Annotated in this window: 14 protein-coding genes; 6 read left to right on the forward strand and 8 right to left on the reverse strand. The window is 54.8% G+C overall.

Annotated elements, in window-relative coordinates:
• Positions 1-191 precede the first annotated feature (191 nt).
• Both BQ7483_RS11620 and BQ7483_RS11625 read left to right on the forward strand, forming a co-directional pair.
• Entirely contained in the window at positions 192-488 is a 297-nt protein-coding gene (locus BQ7483_RS11620) for a DUF6804 family protein (RefSeq protein ID WP_022019861.1), read from the forward strand.
• A gap of 1 nt (position 489) precedes the next feature.
• The gene (locus tag BQ7483_RS11625) at positions 490-1,266 is read left to right on the forward strand and encodes a hypothetical protein (RefSeq protein ID WP_022019860.1); all 777 of its coding nucleotides are present in this window, start codon (positions 490-492) and stop codon (positions 1,264-1,266) included.
• 580 nt (positions 1,267-1,846) lie between these two features.
• Here the strand turns inward: BQ7483_RS11625 and BQ7483_RS11635 are convergent.
• A complete protein-coding gene (locus tag BQ7483_RS11635; RefSeq protein ID WP_235847351.1) occupies positions 1,847-4,000 on the reverse strand; it encodes an amylo-alpha-1,6-glucosidase in 2,154 nt (717 codons plus the stop codon).
• Positions 4,001-4,326: 326 nt separating this feature from the next.
• Here BQ7483_RS11635 and BQ7483_RS11640 point away from each other — a divergent pair, with 326 nt between their 5' ends.
• Positions 4,327-4,629 carry a GNAT family N-acetyltransferase gene (locus BQ7483_RS11640; protein ID WP_072546013.1) on the forward strand — a complete coding sequence of 101 codons (303 nt, stop codon included), beginning with the start codon at positions 4,327-4,329 and terminating at the stop codon, positions 4,627-4,629.
• 21 nt (positions 4,630-4,650) lie between these two features.
• Here BQ7483_RS11640 and BQ7483_RS11645 read toward each other — a convergent pair whose 3' ends face one another.
• The 6 genes from BQ7483_RS11645 to hisS form a co-directional block, all read right to left on the reverse strand.
• Positions 4,651-4,938, reverse strand: coding sequence for a chaperone modulator CbpM (locus BQ7483_RS11645; RefSeq protein ID WP_072546014.1), 288 nt, complete (start codon positions 4,936-4,938; stop codon positions 4,651-4,653).
• An 18-nt stretch (positions 4,939-4,956) separates the two neighbouring features.
• Positions 4,957-5,907: a DnaJ C-terminal domain-containing protein gene (locus BQ7483_RS11650; RefSeq protein WP_072546015.1), complete on the reverse strand. Its 951-nt coding sequence runs from the start codon at positions 5,905-5,907 to the stop codon at positions 4,957-4,959.
• A 152-nt stretch (positions 5,908-6,059) separates the two neighbouring features.
• Positions 6,060-7,694 carry a chaperonin GroEL gene (gene groL / locus BQ7483_RS11655; RefSeq protein ID WP_072546016.1) on the reverse strand — a complete coding sequence of 545 codons (1,635 nt, stop codon included), beginning with the start codon at positions 7,692-7,694 and terminating at the stop codon, positions 6,060-6,062.
• 46 nt (positions 7,695-7,740) lie between these two features.
• Entirely contained in the window at positions 7,741-8,013 is a 273-nt protein-coding gene (locus BQ7483_RS11660) for a co-chaperone GroES (protein ID WP_022019853.1), read from the reverse strand.
• A gap of 166 nt (positions 8,014-8,179) precedes the next feature.
• Positions 8,180-8,386, reverse strand: a complete 207-nt coding sequence (locus BQ7483_RS17565; protein WP_022019852.1) for a hypothetical protein — start codon at positions 8,384-8,386, stop codon at positions 8,180-8,182.
• Positions 8,387-8,477: 91 nt separating this feature from the next.
• A complete protein-coding gene (gene hisS / locus BQ7483_RS11665; RefSeq protein ID WP_072546017.1) occupies positions 8,478-9,842 on the reverse strand; it encodes a histidine--tRNA ligase in 1,365 nt (454 codons plus the stop codon).
• A 644-nt stretch (positions 9,843-10,486) separates the two neighbouring features.
• Between hisS and BQ7483_RS11670 the strand changes: the two genes are divergently transcribed.
• From BQ7483_RS11670 to BQ7483_RS11680, 3 genes are all read left to right on the forward strand, one after another.
• Positions 10,487-12,706, forward strand: coding sequence for a S9 family peptidase (locus BQ7483_RS11670; protein ID WP_072546018.1), 2,220 nt, complete (start codon positions 10,487-10,489; stop codon positions 12,704-12,706).
• A gap of 15 nt (positions 12,707-12,721) precedes the next feature.
• Positions 12,722-13,579, forward strand: coding sequence for a lipoyl synthase (gene lipA / locus BQ7483_RS11675; protein ID WP_072546019.1), 858 nt, complete (start codon positions 12,722-12,724; stop codon positions 13,577-13,579).
• Positions 13,580-13,654: 75 nt separating this feature from the next.
• Positions 13,655-14,779, forward strand: coding sequence for a hypothetical protein (locus BQ7483_RS11680; protein ID WP_072546020.1), 1,125 nt, complete (start codon positions 13,655-13,657; stop codon positions 14,777-14,779).
• On the opposite strand, the gene BQ7483_RS11685 is transcribed toward BQ7483_RS11680, so the two are convergent.
• Positions 14,770-15,474, reverse strand: a complete 705-nt coding sequence (locus BQ7483_RS11685) for an SAM-dependent methyltransferase (RefSeq protein ID WP_072546021.1) — start codon at positions 15,472-15,474, stop codon at positions 14,770-14,772. The two genes, BQ7483_RS11680 and BQ7483_RS11685, sit on opposite strands and share 10 nt — an antisense overlap.
• Positions 15,475-15,523 lie beyond the last annotated feature (49 nt).

Genomic DNA, 15,523 nt, shown 5'->3' on the forward strand with positions numbered 1-15,523 from the left:
TATCAATTATTGGTTATGTAGCATGTGTAATTGCAACAGGAATATGGTAGTGGAATTGGATAGACCCACACAGTTTCTAGACTGCAATAAAATTCATGTTTGTTTGGGGGATTTCAAGTAGCATTATATGTGATATTTGGTCATTGATTTGTGCTGTCTTAGCTGGTTTAATAAGTAAAAAATGAATGATTATGCAAAAAATACAATTCATCCTGGCCATTGCATTACTGGTATGCCTGGCACCTATGCCTTATGGGTATTACGTTTTAATCCGTTATGGTAGTGCTATTGTTTTTGGTATAATGGCCTATCAATATTATTTGGAAAAGAAAGAAAATCTTGCATTGACATGGGGAGCTTTAGCAGTACTGTTTCAACCTCTCATAAAAATCCCTTTAGGAAGAACGATGTGGAATATTGTGGATATTATTGTGGCCATTGCGTTATTTTTAATCATTTTACGTACCCATAATAATAAAAAAGACTAATATGCCTTCCCAGAACCTCTCTTTAAGCCACATCGGAGACACCTATATAAAGTTTGCCGAACAATTCTACTATAAAACGGAGCCAAGAGACTTGACTCCGCTATTGGACTATTTACCCGATTTGAAATTGGACAGCAAATACGTTCTTGAAGATTTCCGTCCTCGCGAACAGACCAACTCGGTATTATGGTTATATGTCAGAAACAAGAATTCAGAACGTCCTCAAGACGAAAACTATAAAAACAAAGAGAAGAATCACTTCTATGTATTTGGACTAAACTGGAACAAATGCTATGTAACAAAGTCTGTCAAGATAGCAGGTATTCCTATATTCAAATTCAGAAAAAGATTAAAACCCATAAAACCGTTTCTACATATCCAGCTGCCATTCAACGAGGAAGCAGTATGGCAAGCTTACCTGCTTCAACAGACCTATCACATCATCGGTATGAGATGGCATGGAGGATATGCAGCACGACTATTCATCAATCTGCCCAGCGATATAGAAAGGATAAAGGATATACATAATGTTGCGTGCTGCGAAACTAGCGACATTTTAGAGGAACTGACAGAAGCATGCAGAAACAATTTCTCACTTCCACAAGTGAAATTGTTGGAAAACAAGGCTATCATTACCCATTGCTGGTTTGACGCATGGAACGGTTTGATACAAATAACATGCCAGGGAGAATATAATAAACGAAAAAAGCAAATGGGAGAATTTACTATTATAGCCGAAAAGACATTAGTGCAATATAACTGTAGAATCAAATATTGACATTACAGATACCTTGTAAAAATACAAACGACGAAGAACTCCTCCACACCTTCGTCTACAGCCGCATGCCCCGCCCTATTGCCCATCGCTTTAATGACGGTTACCTGTTGGAACTGAAGATTATCCTACTGATGTTAGCAAAAGGAGAGTATAAAATCACTTCATCGCCCAAAATATAAAGTAATCTAACCAAAAGCGAGTTTACTTTGTCTAACCTCTATCTAAAAACTCCTACAACTCAACTATAGAATGTTTCAAACCAAAGGGGGCTATGTTTTAAACATTCGACCCTTATGTTTGAAACATAGGCGGGTTAGGGTTGAAACCGGGATTCGAAGCGGTTTTGATAGGATATAAAAAGCATCACCTTGAATGTAAACATAATTAACCACTACAAATTACAGCCAGGCGAAACTGAAATATATCATTAAAGAAAGTAGATAGTTAGCTCCGTCAAGTCCATAGTTACGTCGCTCAAGTAGGTAGTTAGGTCTGAAGAAGTTCCTCCTTTCCCCAGCTTAAACGTATCTTTTGTCCAGTCTAAAGCAATCGTTTAAGCAGGGGAAAGGAGTCAAATTAATCAGTACGTCAACGCCTCCTCGTGGTATGTGTCGAAACACGGGTAGTGCTCCAGCGGACGGGGCTGGCAGAAGTCTACGCCGTCAAATATCGGATTGGATGCGGTGGTCTGTGGCAGGATGAGGTTGACCTGGGCATCTTCGCCTTCGAGGCGGACATCAAACTTGCCGTCCTTATACGTATAGTAGAGCGTGCCGCGGCCTATCTTGACCGAAGTCTGCAGTTCGGTGATTTCGGCGGGCAGCTTGGGTTCGACGGTCACCGTGCCGCTCATCAGGTCGGGGCGGATGCCGAGGAAATACTGGTACCACACGCGCAGCTGCTCGGAGTTGCTCCACGCTTGCAGGAACGTGCCCGAACGGCCTGCCCACGTTTTCCCTTCGCGCGGATGGGCATCGGCATTCTCGCTGAGGCTACCCACGGCGCCTTCGTGCAGGGCCTGGTGGTTCATGTTCTGGAAGAGCTTCCACGCCGTCTCCTGCTGGCCGTACTCAATCATGCGCTGCATGGCGATGCCGTTGTTCCACAACCAGACGGTACCGTTGTGATAGGCGTCGTCCTTATGATAGTAGTGCCAGTTCTCGTGCTGCGGATGGAACTGGAGGTCCCATTGCGCCAATGAGGCGACACCCCACGGATAGACCAGCTCCTCCCACACGCGGCAGGTGACGCGCTGCTTGAAATCATCGTCGGCTATCAGCTCGAAGCAATAGAACTGGTTGGGGCGGTACTGGAGGTCGGGGGTGCCGTCGGCATTCAGGTGGTCGTAGATGAGAAGACTGTCCTTGTTGCAATAGTCAGCCTCGAAGTTGCGGGCCAGGCGTACGGCGGCCTCGTGCCAGACTTCGGCGTGGGGCGCGTCGTCCATCAGACGGGCCAGGTGAGCGCCCGCTTCCAGCTGCTTGTACCACAGATACTGGATGTCGTTGGCACGGTTGCCGCGGGGCGAGCCGGGAATGCCATTGCGCTTCACGTCCATCCACGTGTCGGCATCAGCGTGCAGCAGGTAACCCTTCTCGTCGGTGTGGTGGCGTAGGCTCTGGTCGATGCTGAGGACGACGGAGGGATAGATGTCGCGCAGGAAGCTTCGGTCGCCCGAGTAGCGGAGCAACTCCTCGGCCTCGATGACGTAGCGCGGCGTGCCGTCGGCGGTGTTGTAGAGGATGCCCTCCAGGTTGGCACGGTTGGGGATGCGGCCACAGGTGACGGAAGTCGTGTCGCGGTCCTGCAACTTGGCGAAGTCCTTCAGGATGTCCTTGGTCACTTCAAACTGACCCGTGACGAGCGTGGCGCCCGGCATGGCGATGAACATGTCGCGGCCCCAATATTCGTTGAACCACGGCAGGCCGGCATAGATGCCCTTACCCTGCTGCTCGGTGATGAGCTCGTCCATGGTCAGGGTAATCCAAGCCAAAGCCTTGTCCAGCTCGGGCAAGTTGGTGTGTAGCGGGTTGTTCTCGGTCACCAGGCGGTTCATGCGTGCCTTTCGCTGGGCCAGCCAGTCCGCCCCCTCCTTCCGATAGCCGGCGATGAGCGAGTCGCAATGTGCCTCCGTACCGTAGGCGATGAGGAAACCTCCGGCCGAAGCGGGTGCCTGCATGCGGTTACCCTTGAAACTAATGGCAACAGAATTCAAAGGAACAACCTTCAGACGGTTGCTATCCGCCTCCTGCGGTGTGTAGCAGAGGGCATCGGCCCGACGCTCGGCGTCCTTCAGCAACGTTTCGTTCAGGGTGATACCGATGCTGTCGCCCTGCACAGAGTCTACGGCGATGCTCAGAATGGCGCGGTCGTCCACCATCGCCAGCGTCTCGACGGCATTCGCCCAGCGGCGCTCCAGTCGGTCGGGATAAACGCAGACCTGCGCATCGCGGCGCAACAGGGGCGCACCGTCCACCGTCAGCGCATAGTCCGACAGGATGCGGCGCTTGGCCTGGTTCCAGCCGGCATACCAGTCCGTGGGCTCGTCCTGATGCGTGCGTCCGTACCAGTAGCCCGCCTTCTTGTCGGTGTAGGAATATTCACGGTTTGCTTCGGGAGCGACCTCCACACCCAGCTCGTCAACCGTCAGTGCCGGGATGGAAGTTGTCTTGTCTGCCGCCCCGCACGACATCAGCACGGGAACGGCCAAGAGGGTAAGATAACGATGTTTCATAGCTTATGATAGTTTGTTTTCTTTTTTCCTTTTGCAATGATAGACAAAATCTTCCAAACAACCATTATCCACCCTACCAAACTGCCCCGATGCACATCAGCAAACGTTTTCGAATTCATACAAAGAAAGAAATGGCTTCAACATGGGGCAAGAAAAGAAGTGTCCGGACAACAAAAAAAGAGAACACAAGCCACCTTCGCGTGACTTCTGTTCTCTTCCACTTTACCATCCAGGCACTTTCTTTTTTCAGGCTTCCGCCTCGCTTTTCCGGGAAGAAACCTTATCTTTGCCTGCATCTATATATATCCAATAAAAATCAAAGCATCATGGACATCCAGCACCAACCCCAGCAGCATCGCTTCACCCTGACACAGGAGGGCGAAACGGCCCATGTGGCCTACCGCATCGAAAACGGCGCGCTCGACATCCGCCACACCATCGTCCCCAAACCGCTCGAAGGGCGGGGTATCGCCTCGGCGCTTGTCAAGGCTGCCTACGACTATGCCCGCCAGCAGGGATATGCCTGCGTAGCTACATGCTCGTATGCCGTGCGCTGGCTGGAGCGCCACCCCGAATACAACGGAAAGCCCAGCCAGGAGTATTGCGGAGGCAACGCATGCGCACTCTGATGCGTGCCCCCGCCCTCTGCCTTACTCGAACATCCGCAGACGGGTGCGCAGGTCGCGTATCTCGCGCTGCATGTCCTCCATGCGCTCCAGCAGGTGATGGATGGCATCGATACCCTCCATGTTGATGGAGAGGTCGTAGTACATGCGGCTGTAGCGCTCTACGTCGGGCAGCTGGGAGAAGGTGAGGCAGGGACGGCCCTCGTCGAACAGGAGGTCGATGAGCCCGTTTTCCTGCAGGAGGTCGATGAACGACGGCTCTATGTGGCACTTGTCACAATAATCGCTGACAACTATCAATTCGTTCTGCATAACGGTAGTGTTTTTTAATTAGTTCATACGCTGAATTTTACGGAACATTTCCTTCTGCTCCTCTGTCAGGTTGGTAGGCAACTGGACGTGGTAGGTCACTATCAAGTCGCCGAACTGGCCTTCCTTCTTGTAGACAGGGAATCCTTTGCCCTTGAGGCGTACCTTGGTGCCGCTCTGCGTACCCGGCTTTACCTTCAGTTTGACTTGCCCGTCCAGGGTATTGACCAGCAGGTCGCCGCCCAGCAGGGCCGTATAGAGGTCGGTGTTGACGTCGACATAGAGGTCGTCGCCCAGCCGCTTGAACACGGGGTCGTCGGGGATGACAAAGGTGATGTAGAGGTCGCCCGCAGGTCCTCCGTTCATGCCGGGGGCACCATAGCCCTTGAGCTTGATGACCTGCCCGTTGGCCACGCCGGCGGGGATGGTGATGCGCACCTGCTTGTCGCCTACGGTGAGCACCTGCTTGTGGGTCTGCGCGGCGTCGCGGAGCGAGAGGTCGAGTTCGGCCTGGTAATCCTGGCCGCGGAAGCCTCCCTGCGCGCTCCTTCCGCTCCTACCGCGATGTCCGAAGAGTTCCTCGAAGAAGTCGGAGAATCCGCCGGCATGGCTGCCCGTGAACTCCTGCCCGTCGGACGAATACCAATAGGTGCCGTTGCCGTCGGTGTGGAAGCCCTGTCCGCCGCCGAAGCCTCCGAAGCCGCCTGCCTGCTGGCGGGCCTGCTTCTGCGCCTCGAACTCGTCGGCATGCTTCCAGTGCTCGCCGTACTCGTCGTACTTCTTACGCTTCTCGGGGTCGCTCAGCACCTCGTTTGCCTCGTTGATGGCCTGAAACTTTTCCTTGGCCGTGGGGTCGTTCGGGTTCAGGTCAGGATGAAACTTGCGCGCCAGCTTGCGGTACGCCTTCTTGATGTCGTCCTGCGATGCCGTTTTGTCCACTCCCAACACCTGATAATAATCAATAAAAGCCATAGTCTATGAGTTTTTTGTTTCTGATATACCTATAACAAACTACGAGCCAAAACGGCTCACGCATGATTAAATAAAATAAAAAAGCCGCGGCATCTTTGCGACAAGACACCGCGGCTGAAAATATATTTCGACCAATCAGGGGAATCGGCTGATTACATCATTCCGCCCATGCCACCCATACCGGCGTTCATCGGCATTTCGGGTTTGTCTTCCTTCTTCTCGACGATGACACATTCGGTGGTGAGGAACATGCCTGCGATGGAGGCGGCGTTCTCCAGGGCTACACGAGTAACCTTGGCGGGGTCTACTACGCCTGCGGCATGCAGGTTCTCGTACACGTCAGTACGTGCGTTGTAGCCGAAGTCACCCTTGCCTTCGCGAACCTTCTGAACAACCACGGCGCCTTCCTTGCCTGCGTTGGCGCAGATCTGGCGGAGCGGCTCTTCGATGGCACGCTTGATGATGTGGATACCGGTCGTTTCGTCGGCGTTGTCGCCTTCCAGACCTTCGAGGGCGTCGAGGGCACGGATGTAGGCTACACCACCGCCCGGCACGATACCTTCTTCGATGGCGGCACGTGTGGCACGCAGGGCATCGTCTACACGGTCTTTCTTTTCCTTCATTTCAACCTCGGATGCGGCACCTACATAGAGCACTGCCACACCGCCCGACAACTTGGCCAGACGTTCCTGGAGCTTCTCGCGGTCGTAGTCGCTCTTCGTGGCGGCAATCTGAGCCTTGATCTGCTCGCAACGCTCCTTGATGTTTTCCTTGGCACCGGCACCGTTCACGATGGTCGTGTTGTCCTTCGTGATGGTTACCTTCTCGGCGCTACCCAGCATTTCGATGGTAGCCTGTTCCAGCTTCAAGCCCTTCTCTTCGCTGATGACTACACCGCCGGTCAGTACGGCGATATCTTCCAGCATTTCCTTACGACGGTCGCCGAAGCCCGGAGCCTTGACGGCGCAAATCTTCAGCTGGCTGCGCAGACGGTTCACTACCAGGGTAGTCAACGCTTCGCTGTCTACATCTTCGGCGATGACCAGCAACGGACGGCCTGTCTGTACGGCGGGTTCGAGGATGGGCAAGAAATCTTTCAGGTTGGAAATCTTCTTGTCGTAGATCAGGATGTAGGGTTTCTCCATCTCGCACTCCATCTTCTCGGTATTGGTTACGAAGTAGGCCGACAGATAACCACGGTCGAACTGCATACCTTCTACCACGCCGATGGTAGTGTCGGTACCCTTGGCCTCCTCGATGGTGATGACACCGTCCTTGGAAACCTTGCGCATGGCGTCAGCGATGAGCTTACCGATAACCGGGTCGTTGTTGGCCGACACGGTACCTACCTGCTCGATCTTGTCGTAGTTGTCGCCTACCATTTCGGCCTGCGACTTGATGGATTCAACGACCTTGGCAACGGCCTTGTCGATACCGCGCTTGATGTCCATCGGGCTGGCACCGGCCGTCACGTTCTTCAAGCCTTCGGCTACGATGGCCTGAGCCAGTACGGTAGCGGTTGTTGTACCGTCACCTGCGTCGTCGCCAGTCTTCGAAGCGACTTCCTTCACCAGCTGTGCGCCGGTATTCTGATAAGCGTCGGCCAGCTCCACTTCCTTGGCTACGGTCACACCGTCCTTGGTGATGTGGGGAGCACCGAACTTCTTTTCGATGATGACGTTACGGCCTTTCGGGCCCAGGGTTACCTTTACGGCATTTGCCAGTGTATCGATGCCCTTCTTCAACTGGTCGCGGGCATCAATGTTGAATAATATTTCTTTAGCCATAATTCTAATTCAGATTTTAAAATTGATGATTGAAAAAATTGATGATTTATCCCAGAATGGCGAGTACGTCGCTCTGACGCATAATCAGGTACTTCGTGCCGTCGAGTTCGATTTCCGTACCGGCATATTTGCCATAGAGTACGTGATCGCCTGCCTTCAATACCATTTCTTCGTCTTTCGTACCGTTGCCGGCTGCAATCACTTCGCCTCTCAAGGGTTTCTCTTTGGCTGTATCAGGAATGATGATACCACCGATTGTTTTCTCTTCTGCGGGTGCAGGGAGTATCAGAACTCTGTCTGCCAATGGTCTAATGTTCATAGTTCTTTTCGTTTTATATGTTATACTTTTATTTTTCGTTTATCCGCCTGCTTGTGGCAAGCGAAAGAGTATATACGAAAAGTGTGCCAAACCATTTTTGGCAGGGCAGTACTGCCAAAATGGCGGTAGTCCGTCCGCCGACGTCCGAAAAAAACGTCCGCCCCGATTACTGGAGCAGACGTTCTATACCACTTTCTTCCCAGAAGGCCTTGGTGGACCTGACCATCGAACTGCCCATATATAATAGGAACAGGACGGCCACAACAGCCATAATGACGCCAATCAGCAGATTGTGCTTGTTTTCGTTCAACTGGATGGAAACCATACTTACCTCCTTCTCTCTTTGGTTATACCGGTGCAAAGGTAGTGCCACGATGTTACATTCCCCTTACACGTGCATGACAAATATACGAAAAAAGGAGCGTATTCCGCTCCTTTTTAATAGTATTTTTGTTTTTTTCCGCTCACCGACGTACAGCGGCCACCAGTTCGGCGGGTGTCAGCAGGCATTGTTCGCCGCTTTCCATGTTTTTCAGCGTCACCTTGCCTTCGTTCATTTCGTTTTCGCCCACCAGCACCACGAAGGGGACGCCCTTGGCGTTGGCATAACTCATCTGTTTCTTCATCTTGCTGGCGTCGGGGAAAATCTCGGCGCGGATGCCTGCCGCACGTACCTGCGCCAGTACCTGCATGGAGAAAGCCGCTTCCTTTTCGCCAAAGTTGATGAAGAGGAGCTGCGTGCCGTTGACAGCTTCCTTCGGATAGAGGTCGAGCTGGTTGAGCACGTCGAAGATGCGGTCGGCACCGAACGAGATGCCCACGCCGCTCACGCCTGCCAGGCCGAAGACGCCTGTCAAGTTGTCATAGCGTCCGCCGCCGGTGATGCTGCCTATCTGCACGTCGAGCGCCTTCACCTCGAAGATGGCACCCGTGTAGTAGTTCAGTCCGCGGGCCAGCGTCAGGTCCAGTTCCAGCTCGTTCTTCAGTCCCAGCGCCTTCAGGGTGGTCAGGATGAACTCCGTCTCGGCCACGCCCTTGAGGCCCGTTTCGCTGGCGGCCAGCACCTCTTTCAGGGTGGCCAGCTTCGCCTCGTTCGAGCCGCTGAGCAGGATGATGGGTTGCAGCTTGGCGATGGCCTCGTCGCCGATGCCCTTCTCGCGCAGCTCGGCGTTCACGTTGTCCAGGCCTATCTTGTCCAGCTTGTCGATGGCCACGGTGATGTCCACTATCTTGTCGGCCTCACCGATGATTTCGGCGATGCCGGTCAATATCTTGCGGTTGTTGATCTTGATGCACACGCGGATGCCGAAGCGGCTGAAGACTGTGTCCACAATCTGCATCAGCTCCACCTCGTTGAGCAGGGAGTCGCTGCCCACCACGTCGGCGTCGCACTGGTAGAACTCACGGTAGCGTCCCTTCTGCGGACGGTCGGCACGCCACACGGGCTGTATCTGGTAGCGCTTGAAGGGGAACGTCAGCTCGTCGCGATGCATCACCACGTAGCGCGCAAAGGGTACGGTCAAGTCGTAGCGCAAGCCCTTCTCGCAGAACTTGCAAGCCAGACGGGAGGCATTGCGGCTGAGCAGTTCCTCATCGGTCAGGCCGGAGAAGTAGTCGCCCGAGTTCTGTATCTTGAACAGGAGCTTGTCACCCTCTTCGCCATACTTGCCCATCAGGGTAGAAAGCATTTCCATGGCGGGCGTCTCTATCTGCTGAAAGCCGTAGAGGTGGTACACGTCGCGGATGGTGTTGAATATATAGTTGCGCTTCGCCATTTCTACGGGCGAAAAGTCGCGGGTTCCTTTCGGAATACAAGGTTTTGCTGCCATATTCGTATCAGTTACATTTCAAAATCGAGCCACAAAGTTACGGTATTTTATCAGAAGTTTCCAGCAAATCGGGGCAAAAAACAACGTTCCGCAAGCTAAAAATGAACTGCAACAGCCCTCTTTTCCGCCCCGGGTTCGATGACAAGACAGCCACGCCCTGTAGAAGAAAACAGACAAAACGCAGGAAATCAGCAACAACAATCATCAATTCCCTTACATTACAAAACTTACAATTGAAAATTATCCATTTTGGCTTTTAGCCGGAGAAAAAAGATGTAAATATATTTTATTATATATATTATATATTATATATATAATATATATAATAAGTTCTATACTCACTCTTTTCCAATTACCCAAATTTACTAATTGTCAATTGTAAGTTTTGTAATGTAAGGGTGTGCACTGTGTCTTTTCCTGAATTCAGCAGACAATATGACGAGAATCCGGTGTCTCCTCCCTCCGGAAAAGAAAACACCGCTTTGTCCGCACGAAAGCACCGTGCAGCCGACTGAAAACCAGCATGTTAGTTTTATTAACACGCAATCCTCGTTTTGTTAACAGATTTTTAAACCTTAACGGAGGCTCTTTTTTGGCTTTCGGCCGAATGTGGCTTATCTTTGCAAAAAAAAACAAAAAGAGACATGAAGCAAATCCTCATCACCCTGCTCTGCTGCCTCCTGACGCTGGCAGCCTACGCTCAAGGCGGAAAGCCGCTCACACTGAAAGACGTCGTGACGGGCACGTTCCGCGCGGAGAACATCTACGGAGTCATCCCCATCCCCGGCGACGGCGAGCACTACTCGCAGATGAACGCCGAAGGGACGCAGATCATCAAATACTCGTTCAAGACCGGACAGCAGGTGGAAGTGCTGTTCGACGCCACCACCGCCCGCGAGTGCCCCTTCAAGCACTTCGACAGCTACAGCTTCTCGCCCGACGGCTCGATGCTGCTCATCGCCACCGAGACGACGCCCATCTACCGCCGCTCGTACACGGCCGTGCACTACCTGTACAGCCTGAAGCGCAACCTTGAGGGCAAAATCAACAACGTGGTGGAGAAGCTCTCGGACGGCGGACCGCAACAGGTGCCCGTTTTCTCGCCGGACGGCTCGATGATTGCCTTCGTACGCGACAACAACATCTTCCTGGTGAAGCGCTACTTCGGCAACAGCGAGAGCCAGGTGACCAAGGACGGCGAACGCAACAAGGTCATCTACGGCACGCCCGACTGGGTGTACGAAGAGGAGTTCTCCTACAACCGCGCCCTGGAGTTCAGCGCCGACAGCAAGATGCTGGCCTTCGTGCGCTGGGACGAGAGCCAGGTGAAGTCCTATTCCTTCCCCGTCTTTGCCGGCGACAAGCCCCACATTGCGGCCTACGAGAAGTATCCCGGCACGTATGAATACAAGTACCCCAAGACGGGCGAAGCCAACTCGAAGGTCAGCGTCCACACGTTCGACATCAAGAGCCGCGTCATCCGCAAGATCGACGTGCCCGTGGACGAGGACGGATACATCCCCCGCATCCGCTTCACCCGCGACCCCGAGAAGCTGGCCATCATGACCCTGAACCGCCACCAGAACCGCCTCGACCTGTACATGGCCAACCCGCGCAGCACCGTCTGCAAGCTGGTGCTCCGCGACGAGAGCGACAAGTACATCAAGGAGAACGTCTTCGACCAGATACGCTTCTACGACGACCACTTCAGCTTCGTCAGCGAGCGCAGCGGCTACAACCACCTGTACTGGTACAGCCTGTCGGGCAGCCTGGTGAAGCAGGTCACTTCGGGCCCGTTCGAGGTGAAGGAATTCCTGGGCTATGACCCGCAGGAAGGCTCCTTCTACTACACCAGCAACGAGGAAAGCCCCCTGCGCACCGCCGTCTACAAGACCGACCGCAAGGGCAAGAAGCTGAAGCTCTCCACGCAGCAGGGCACCAACTCGGCCCAGTTCAGCACCGACATGAAGTACTACCTCAACCGCTACACCAGCCTCGACACGCCGATGGTCATCACGCTGAACAACAACCGCGGACAGGTGCTCACCACCCTGGTGGACAACCAGAAGCTCCGCAACCTGCTGGCCGAATACAACCTGCCGAAGAAGGAATTCTTCAGCTTCACCACCACCGACGGCACCCGGCTGAACGGCTGGATGATGAAGCCCACCGACTTCTCGCCTTCCAAGAAATATCCCGCCCTGCAATACCAGTACAGCGGCCCCGGCTCGCAGGAAGTGACCGACGCCTTCGGCATCAGCTGGGAGACGTTCATGGCCTCGCAAGGCTACGTTGTAGTGTGCGTGGACGGACGCGGCACGGGCGGACGCGGTGCCGACTTCGAGAAGTGCACCTACCTGAACCTGGGCGTCAAGGAAGCCCGCGACCAGGTGGAGACGGCCCTCTACCTGGGCAGCCTGCCGTACGTGGACAAGAACCGCATCGGCATCTGGGGCTGGAGCTTCGGCGGCTACATGACTATCATGAGCATGAGCGAGGGTACCCCCGTATTCAAGGCAGGCGTGGCCGTGGCGGCCGTGACCGACTGGAACTACTACGACACCGTCTATGGCGAACGCTTCATGCGCACACCGCAGGAGAACGCCGAGGGCTACAAGGCATCGTCGGCCTTCACCCGCGCCGACAAGCTGCACGGACGCCTCCTGCTGGTACACGGCCTGGCCGACGACAACGTGCACTACCAAAACTGTGCCGAGTATGCCGAACACCTGGTCCAGCTGGGCAAGCAGTTCGATATGCAGGTCTACACCAACCGCAACCACAGCATCTTCGGCGGCAACACCCGCATGCACCTGTACACGCGGCTGACGGAATTCTTTAATCAATGGTTAATGGGAAAATAATTCTCAATTCTTGAAATGGAACGAGTACGCAAGCCGGAATGGCTCAAGATAAGCATCGGCGCCAACGAACGCTACACCGAGACGAAACGCATCGTCGAGTCGCACTGCCTGCACACCATCTGTAGCAGCGGCCGATGCCCCAACATGGGCGAATGCTGGGGACGGGGCACGGCCACCTTCATGATAGGCGGCAACATCTGCACCCGTAGTTGCAAGTTCTGCAACACGCCCACGGGACGCCCCCTGCCCCTCGACCCGCAGGAACCCACGCACGTGGCCGAGTCAGTGAGGCTGATGAAGCTCTCGCATGCCGTGGTCACCTCCGTCGACCGCGACGACCTGCCCGACCTGGGCGCCTCCCACTGGGCACAGACCATCCGTGAGATACGCCGCCTGAACCCCGACACCACCCTCGAGGTGCTGATACCCGACTTCCAGGGGCGCGGGGAGCTGGTGGAGCAGGTCATCGAAGCGCGGCCCGACATCATCAGCCACAATATGGAGACCGTGCGCCGCCTCAGCCCCCTGGTGCGCAGCGCCGCCCGCTACGACACGAGCCTCGACGTCATCCGCCAGATAGCCGCCAGCGGCATCACGGCCAAGTCGGGCATCATGGTAGGCCTGGGTGAAACGCCCGCCGAAGTGGAGGAAGTGATGGACGACCTGCGGGCTGCCGGCTGCCAGATCATGACCATCGGCCAGTACCTGCAACCCTCGCACCGCCACTACCCCGTGGCCGAGTACGTCACCCCCGCCCAGTTCAAGCGCTACGAAGAAACGGGCCTGGCCAAAGGCTTCACGCAGGTAGAGAGCGGACCGCTGGTGCGCTCGTCCTACCACGCGGAGAAATCGCTCCGCTACCTCAAGAAATGACCGGAAACAAGCAGAAAGAGGCGGGTGAACAACTCCGCCTCTTTTTTGTTTAAAAAGGAAAGAAGAGAGACAACCATGAGCCGACAAAGTATCCTATCGTTCAAGTACAACATGGCGTGGGGCTTCATACCCGTTCTGCTTTCCATGCTTCTGTCCGAAGTGGCCCCGCTGGGCACGGCCATCTATACGGGCGCCCTGCTGGGCGTGGCCCTTTCGGTCTACACCTTCCTGCAGAAAGGGGAACACCTGCCCCAGATATTGCTCTATGGCAACACCGCCATGCTGGTGCTGCTCAGCGCCACCCACCTGCTGTACGCCGAAAGCTGCCTGCCGCAATGGTATCCCTTCACCCTCGAAGCCGGCACCCTCCTGCTGATACTGGCCTTCTACCTGAACCGCCGCGCCCTCGTGGCCCACTACACCTCAGCGGCCCGCGGGAGCAACCGTTCGCCCGCCGCAAGCATCGAGGCTACCGTCGTGTCGGCCCGCATCGTGCTCCTGTTCGGAGCCCTCCACCTGCTGGTTCTTCTCGTCACGCGGACACCTTTTCGTGGAGAGTCGGACTTCCTCCTCCACCACGTGGCGCCGCCGATGGTATTCGTGCTCAGCATCCTGTTCAACCAGTTGGGCATCAGCTACTTCAACCGCCTGATGAAGCAGACGGTCTTTGTACCCATCGTCAACGACCGGGGCGACGTGACGGGCAAAGCCCTGGCCACCGACGCCCTGTCCAGACGCCAGCCCTACATGGTGCCCTTCGTACGCGTGGCCGTCACGCTGAACGGCATGCTCTACCTCTGCCCGCGCTCCCAGGACACCGCTTTCGAAAAGGGCAAGACCGACCTGCCCGTCGAGGGATGCCTCCACTACGGCGAAACACTGAAGCAGGGCATCTGCCGGCTGGTCAGGCAGATACTCCCCGAAGTACCTCTACAGGAACTCAAGTTCAACTTCAAATATACCTTGGAAAACGAAGTGACCCACCGCCTGGTGTATGTCTTCACCCTGACCCTCGACCACGAAAGCCAGCTGGGACGGCAGGCCGCACAGAGCGGCAAACTATGGACCATCCAGCAGATTGAACAAAACTTGGGGCAGAACTTCTTCGCCCGATGCTTCGAGGACGAATACAACCGCGTATTCTCGTTCATCGACGAATGCGGCGGCAAGCGGACGCCCGCCCCCGAAAATCACGGATAGAGCAGGAAGATGCAGGGAATCTTGGTCAGGTCGGGCGTATGTCCCTTCCAGTCCTTAACGGTGCGTGTGCGGATAAACTCGCCCTCGCACGTGATGTTGGCCGCGATGCACAGGCGCGTCTGCGGGCGGCAGTTCTGAAGGATATCCTCCAGCATCTTGTTGTTGCGATAAGGCGTCTCGATGAAGAGCTGCGTCTGGTGCTCGGCATAGGCGCGTTGCTCGAGCTGTTTCAGTTTCTTGGCCCGCTCGGCCGGTTCGATGGGCAGGTAGCCGTTGAAGGCAAAGCTCTGTCCGTTGAAGCCCGAACCCATCACGGAAAGAATGATGGACGAAGGGCCCACCAGCGGCACCACCTTCAAGCCCTTACGCTGGGCGATGGCCACTACATCGGCACCCGGATCGGCCACGGCCGGACAACCTGCTTCCGAAATGACTCCCATGGACAAACCTCCCTCGAGCGGCTTCAGGTAGCCGGAGATGTCTTCGGGCGACGTATGCTTGTTGAGCGGATAGAAAGTCAGGGCGTCAATGTCCATCTCCCTATCCACTTTCTTCAGGAAGCGACGGGCCGAACGGACGTCCTCCACAATGAAATGGCGGATGCCCGCTATGATTTCCTTATTATATATAGGTAGGACTTTTTCCCACGGAGTGTCGCCCAGGGTGACGGGCAGGAGATAGAGTGCGGTTTCCATTAAGTGAATTGAGAATGGAGAGTTGAAAATTGAAAATGAAAAAATCATT

The organism is Mediterranea massiliensis (assembly GCF_900128475.1).
GTDB lineage: Bacteria > Bacteroidota > Bacteroidia > Bacteroidales > Bacteroidaceae > Bacteroides > Bacteroides massiliensis_E.

Excerpts from the sequence above, each read along its gene's own strand:
- BQ7483_RS11620 (WP_022019861.1), top strand. The coding sequence starts at position 192 with ATGCAAAAAATACAATTCATCCTGGCCATTGCATTACTGGTATGCCTG.
- BQ7483_RS11625 (WP_022019860.1), top strand. The coding sequence starts at position 490 with ATGCCTTCCCAGAACCTCTCTTTAAGCCACATCGGAGACACCTATATA.
- BQ7483_RS11635 (WP_235847351.1), bottom strand. The coding sequence starts at position 4,000 with ATGAAACATCGTTATCTTACCCTCTTGGCCGTTCCCGTGCTGATGTCG.
- BQ7483_RS11640 (WP_072546013.1), top strand. The coding sequence starts at position 4,327 with ATGGACATCCAGCACCAACCCCAGCAGCATCGCTTCACCCTGACACAG.
- BQ7483_RS11645 (WP_072546014.1), bottom strand. The coding sequence starts at position 4,938 with ATGCAGAACGAATTGATAGTTGTCAGCGATTATTGTGACAAGTGCCAC.
- BQ7483_RS11650 (WP_072546015.1), bottom strand. The coding sequence starts at position 5,907 with ATGGCTTTTATTGATTATTATCAGGTGTTGGGAGTGGACAAAACGGCA.
- groL (WP_072546016.1), bottom strand. The coding sequence starts at position 7,694 with ATGGCTAAAGAAATATTATTCAACATTGATGCCCGCGACCAGTTGAAG.
- BQ7483_RS11660 (WP_022019853.1), bottom strand. The coding sequence starts at position 8,013 with ATGAACATTAGACCATTGGCAGACAGAGTTCTGATACTCCCTGCACCC.
- hisS (WP_072546017.1), bottom strand. The coding sequence starts at position 9,842 with ATGGCAGCAAAACCTTGTATTCCGAAAGGAACCCGCGACTTTTCGCCC.
- BQ7483_RS11670 (WP_072546018.1), top strand. The coding sequence starts at position 10,487 with ATGAAGCAAATCCTCATCACCCTGCTCTGCTGCCTCCTGACGCTGGCA.
- lipA (WP_072546019.1), top strand. The coding sequence starts at position 12,722 with ATGGAACGAGTACGCAAGCCGGAATGGCTCAAGATAAGCATCGGCGCC.
- BQ7483_RS11680 (WP_072546020.1), top strand. The coding sequence starts at position 13,655 with ATGAGCCGACAAAGTATCCTATCGTTCAAGTACAACATGGCGTGGGGC.
- BQ7483_RS11685 (WP_072546021.1), bottom strand. The coding sequence starts at position 15,474 with ATGGAAACCGCACTCTATCTCCTGCCCGTCACCCTGGGCGACACTCCG.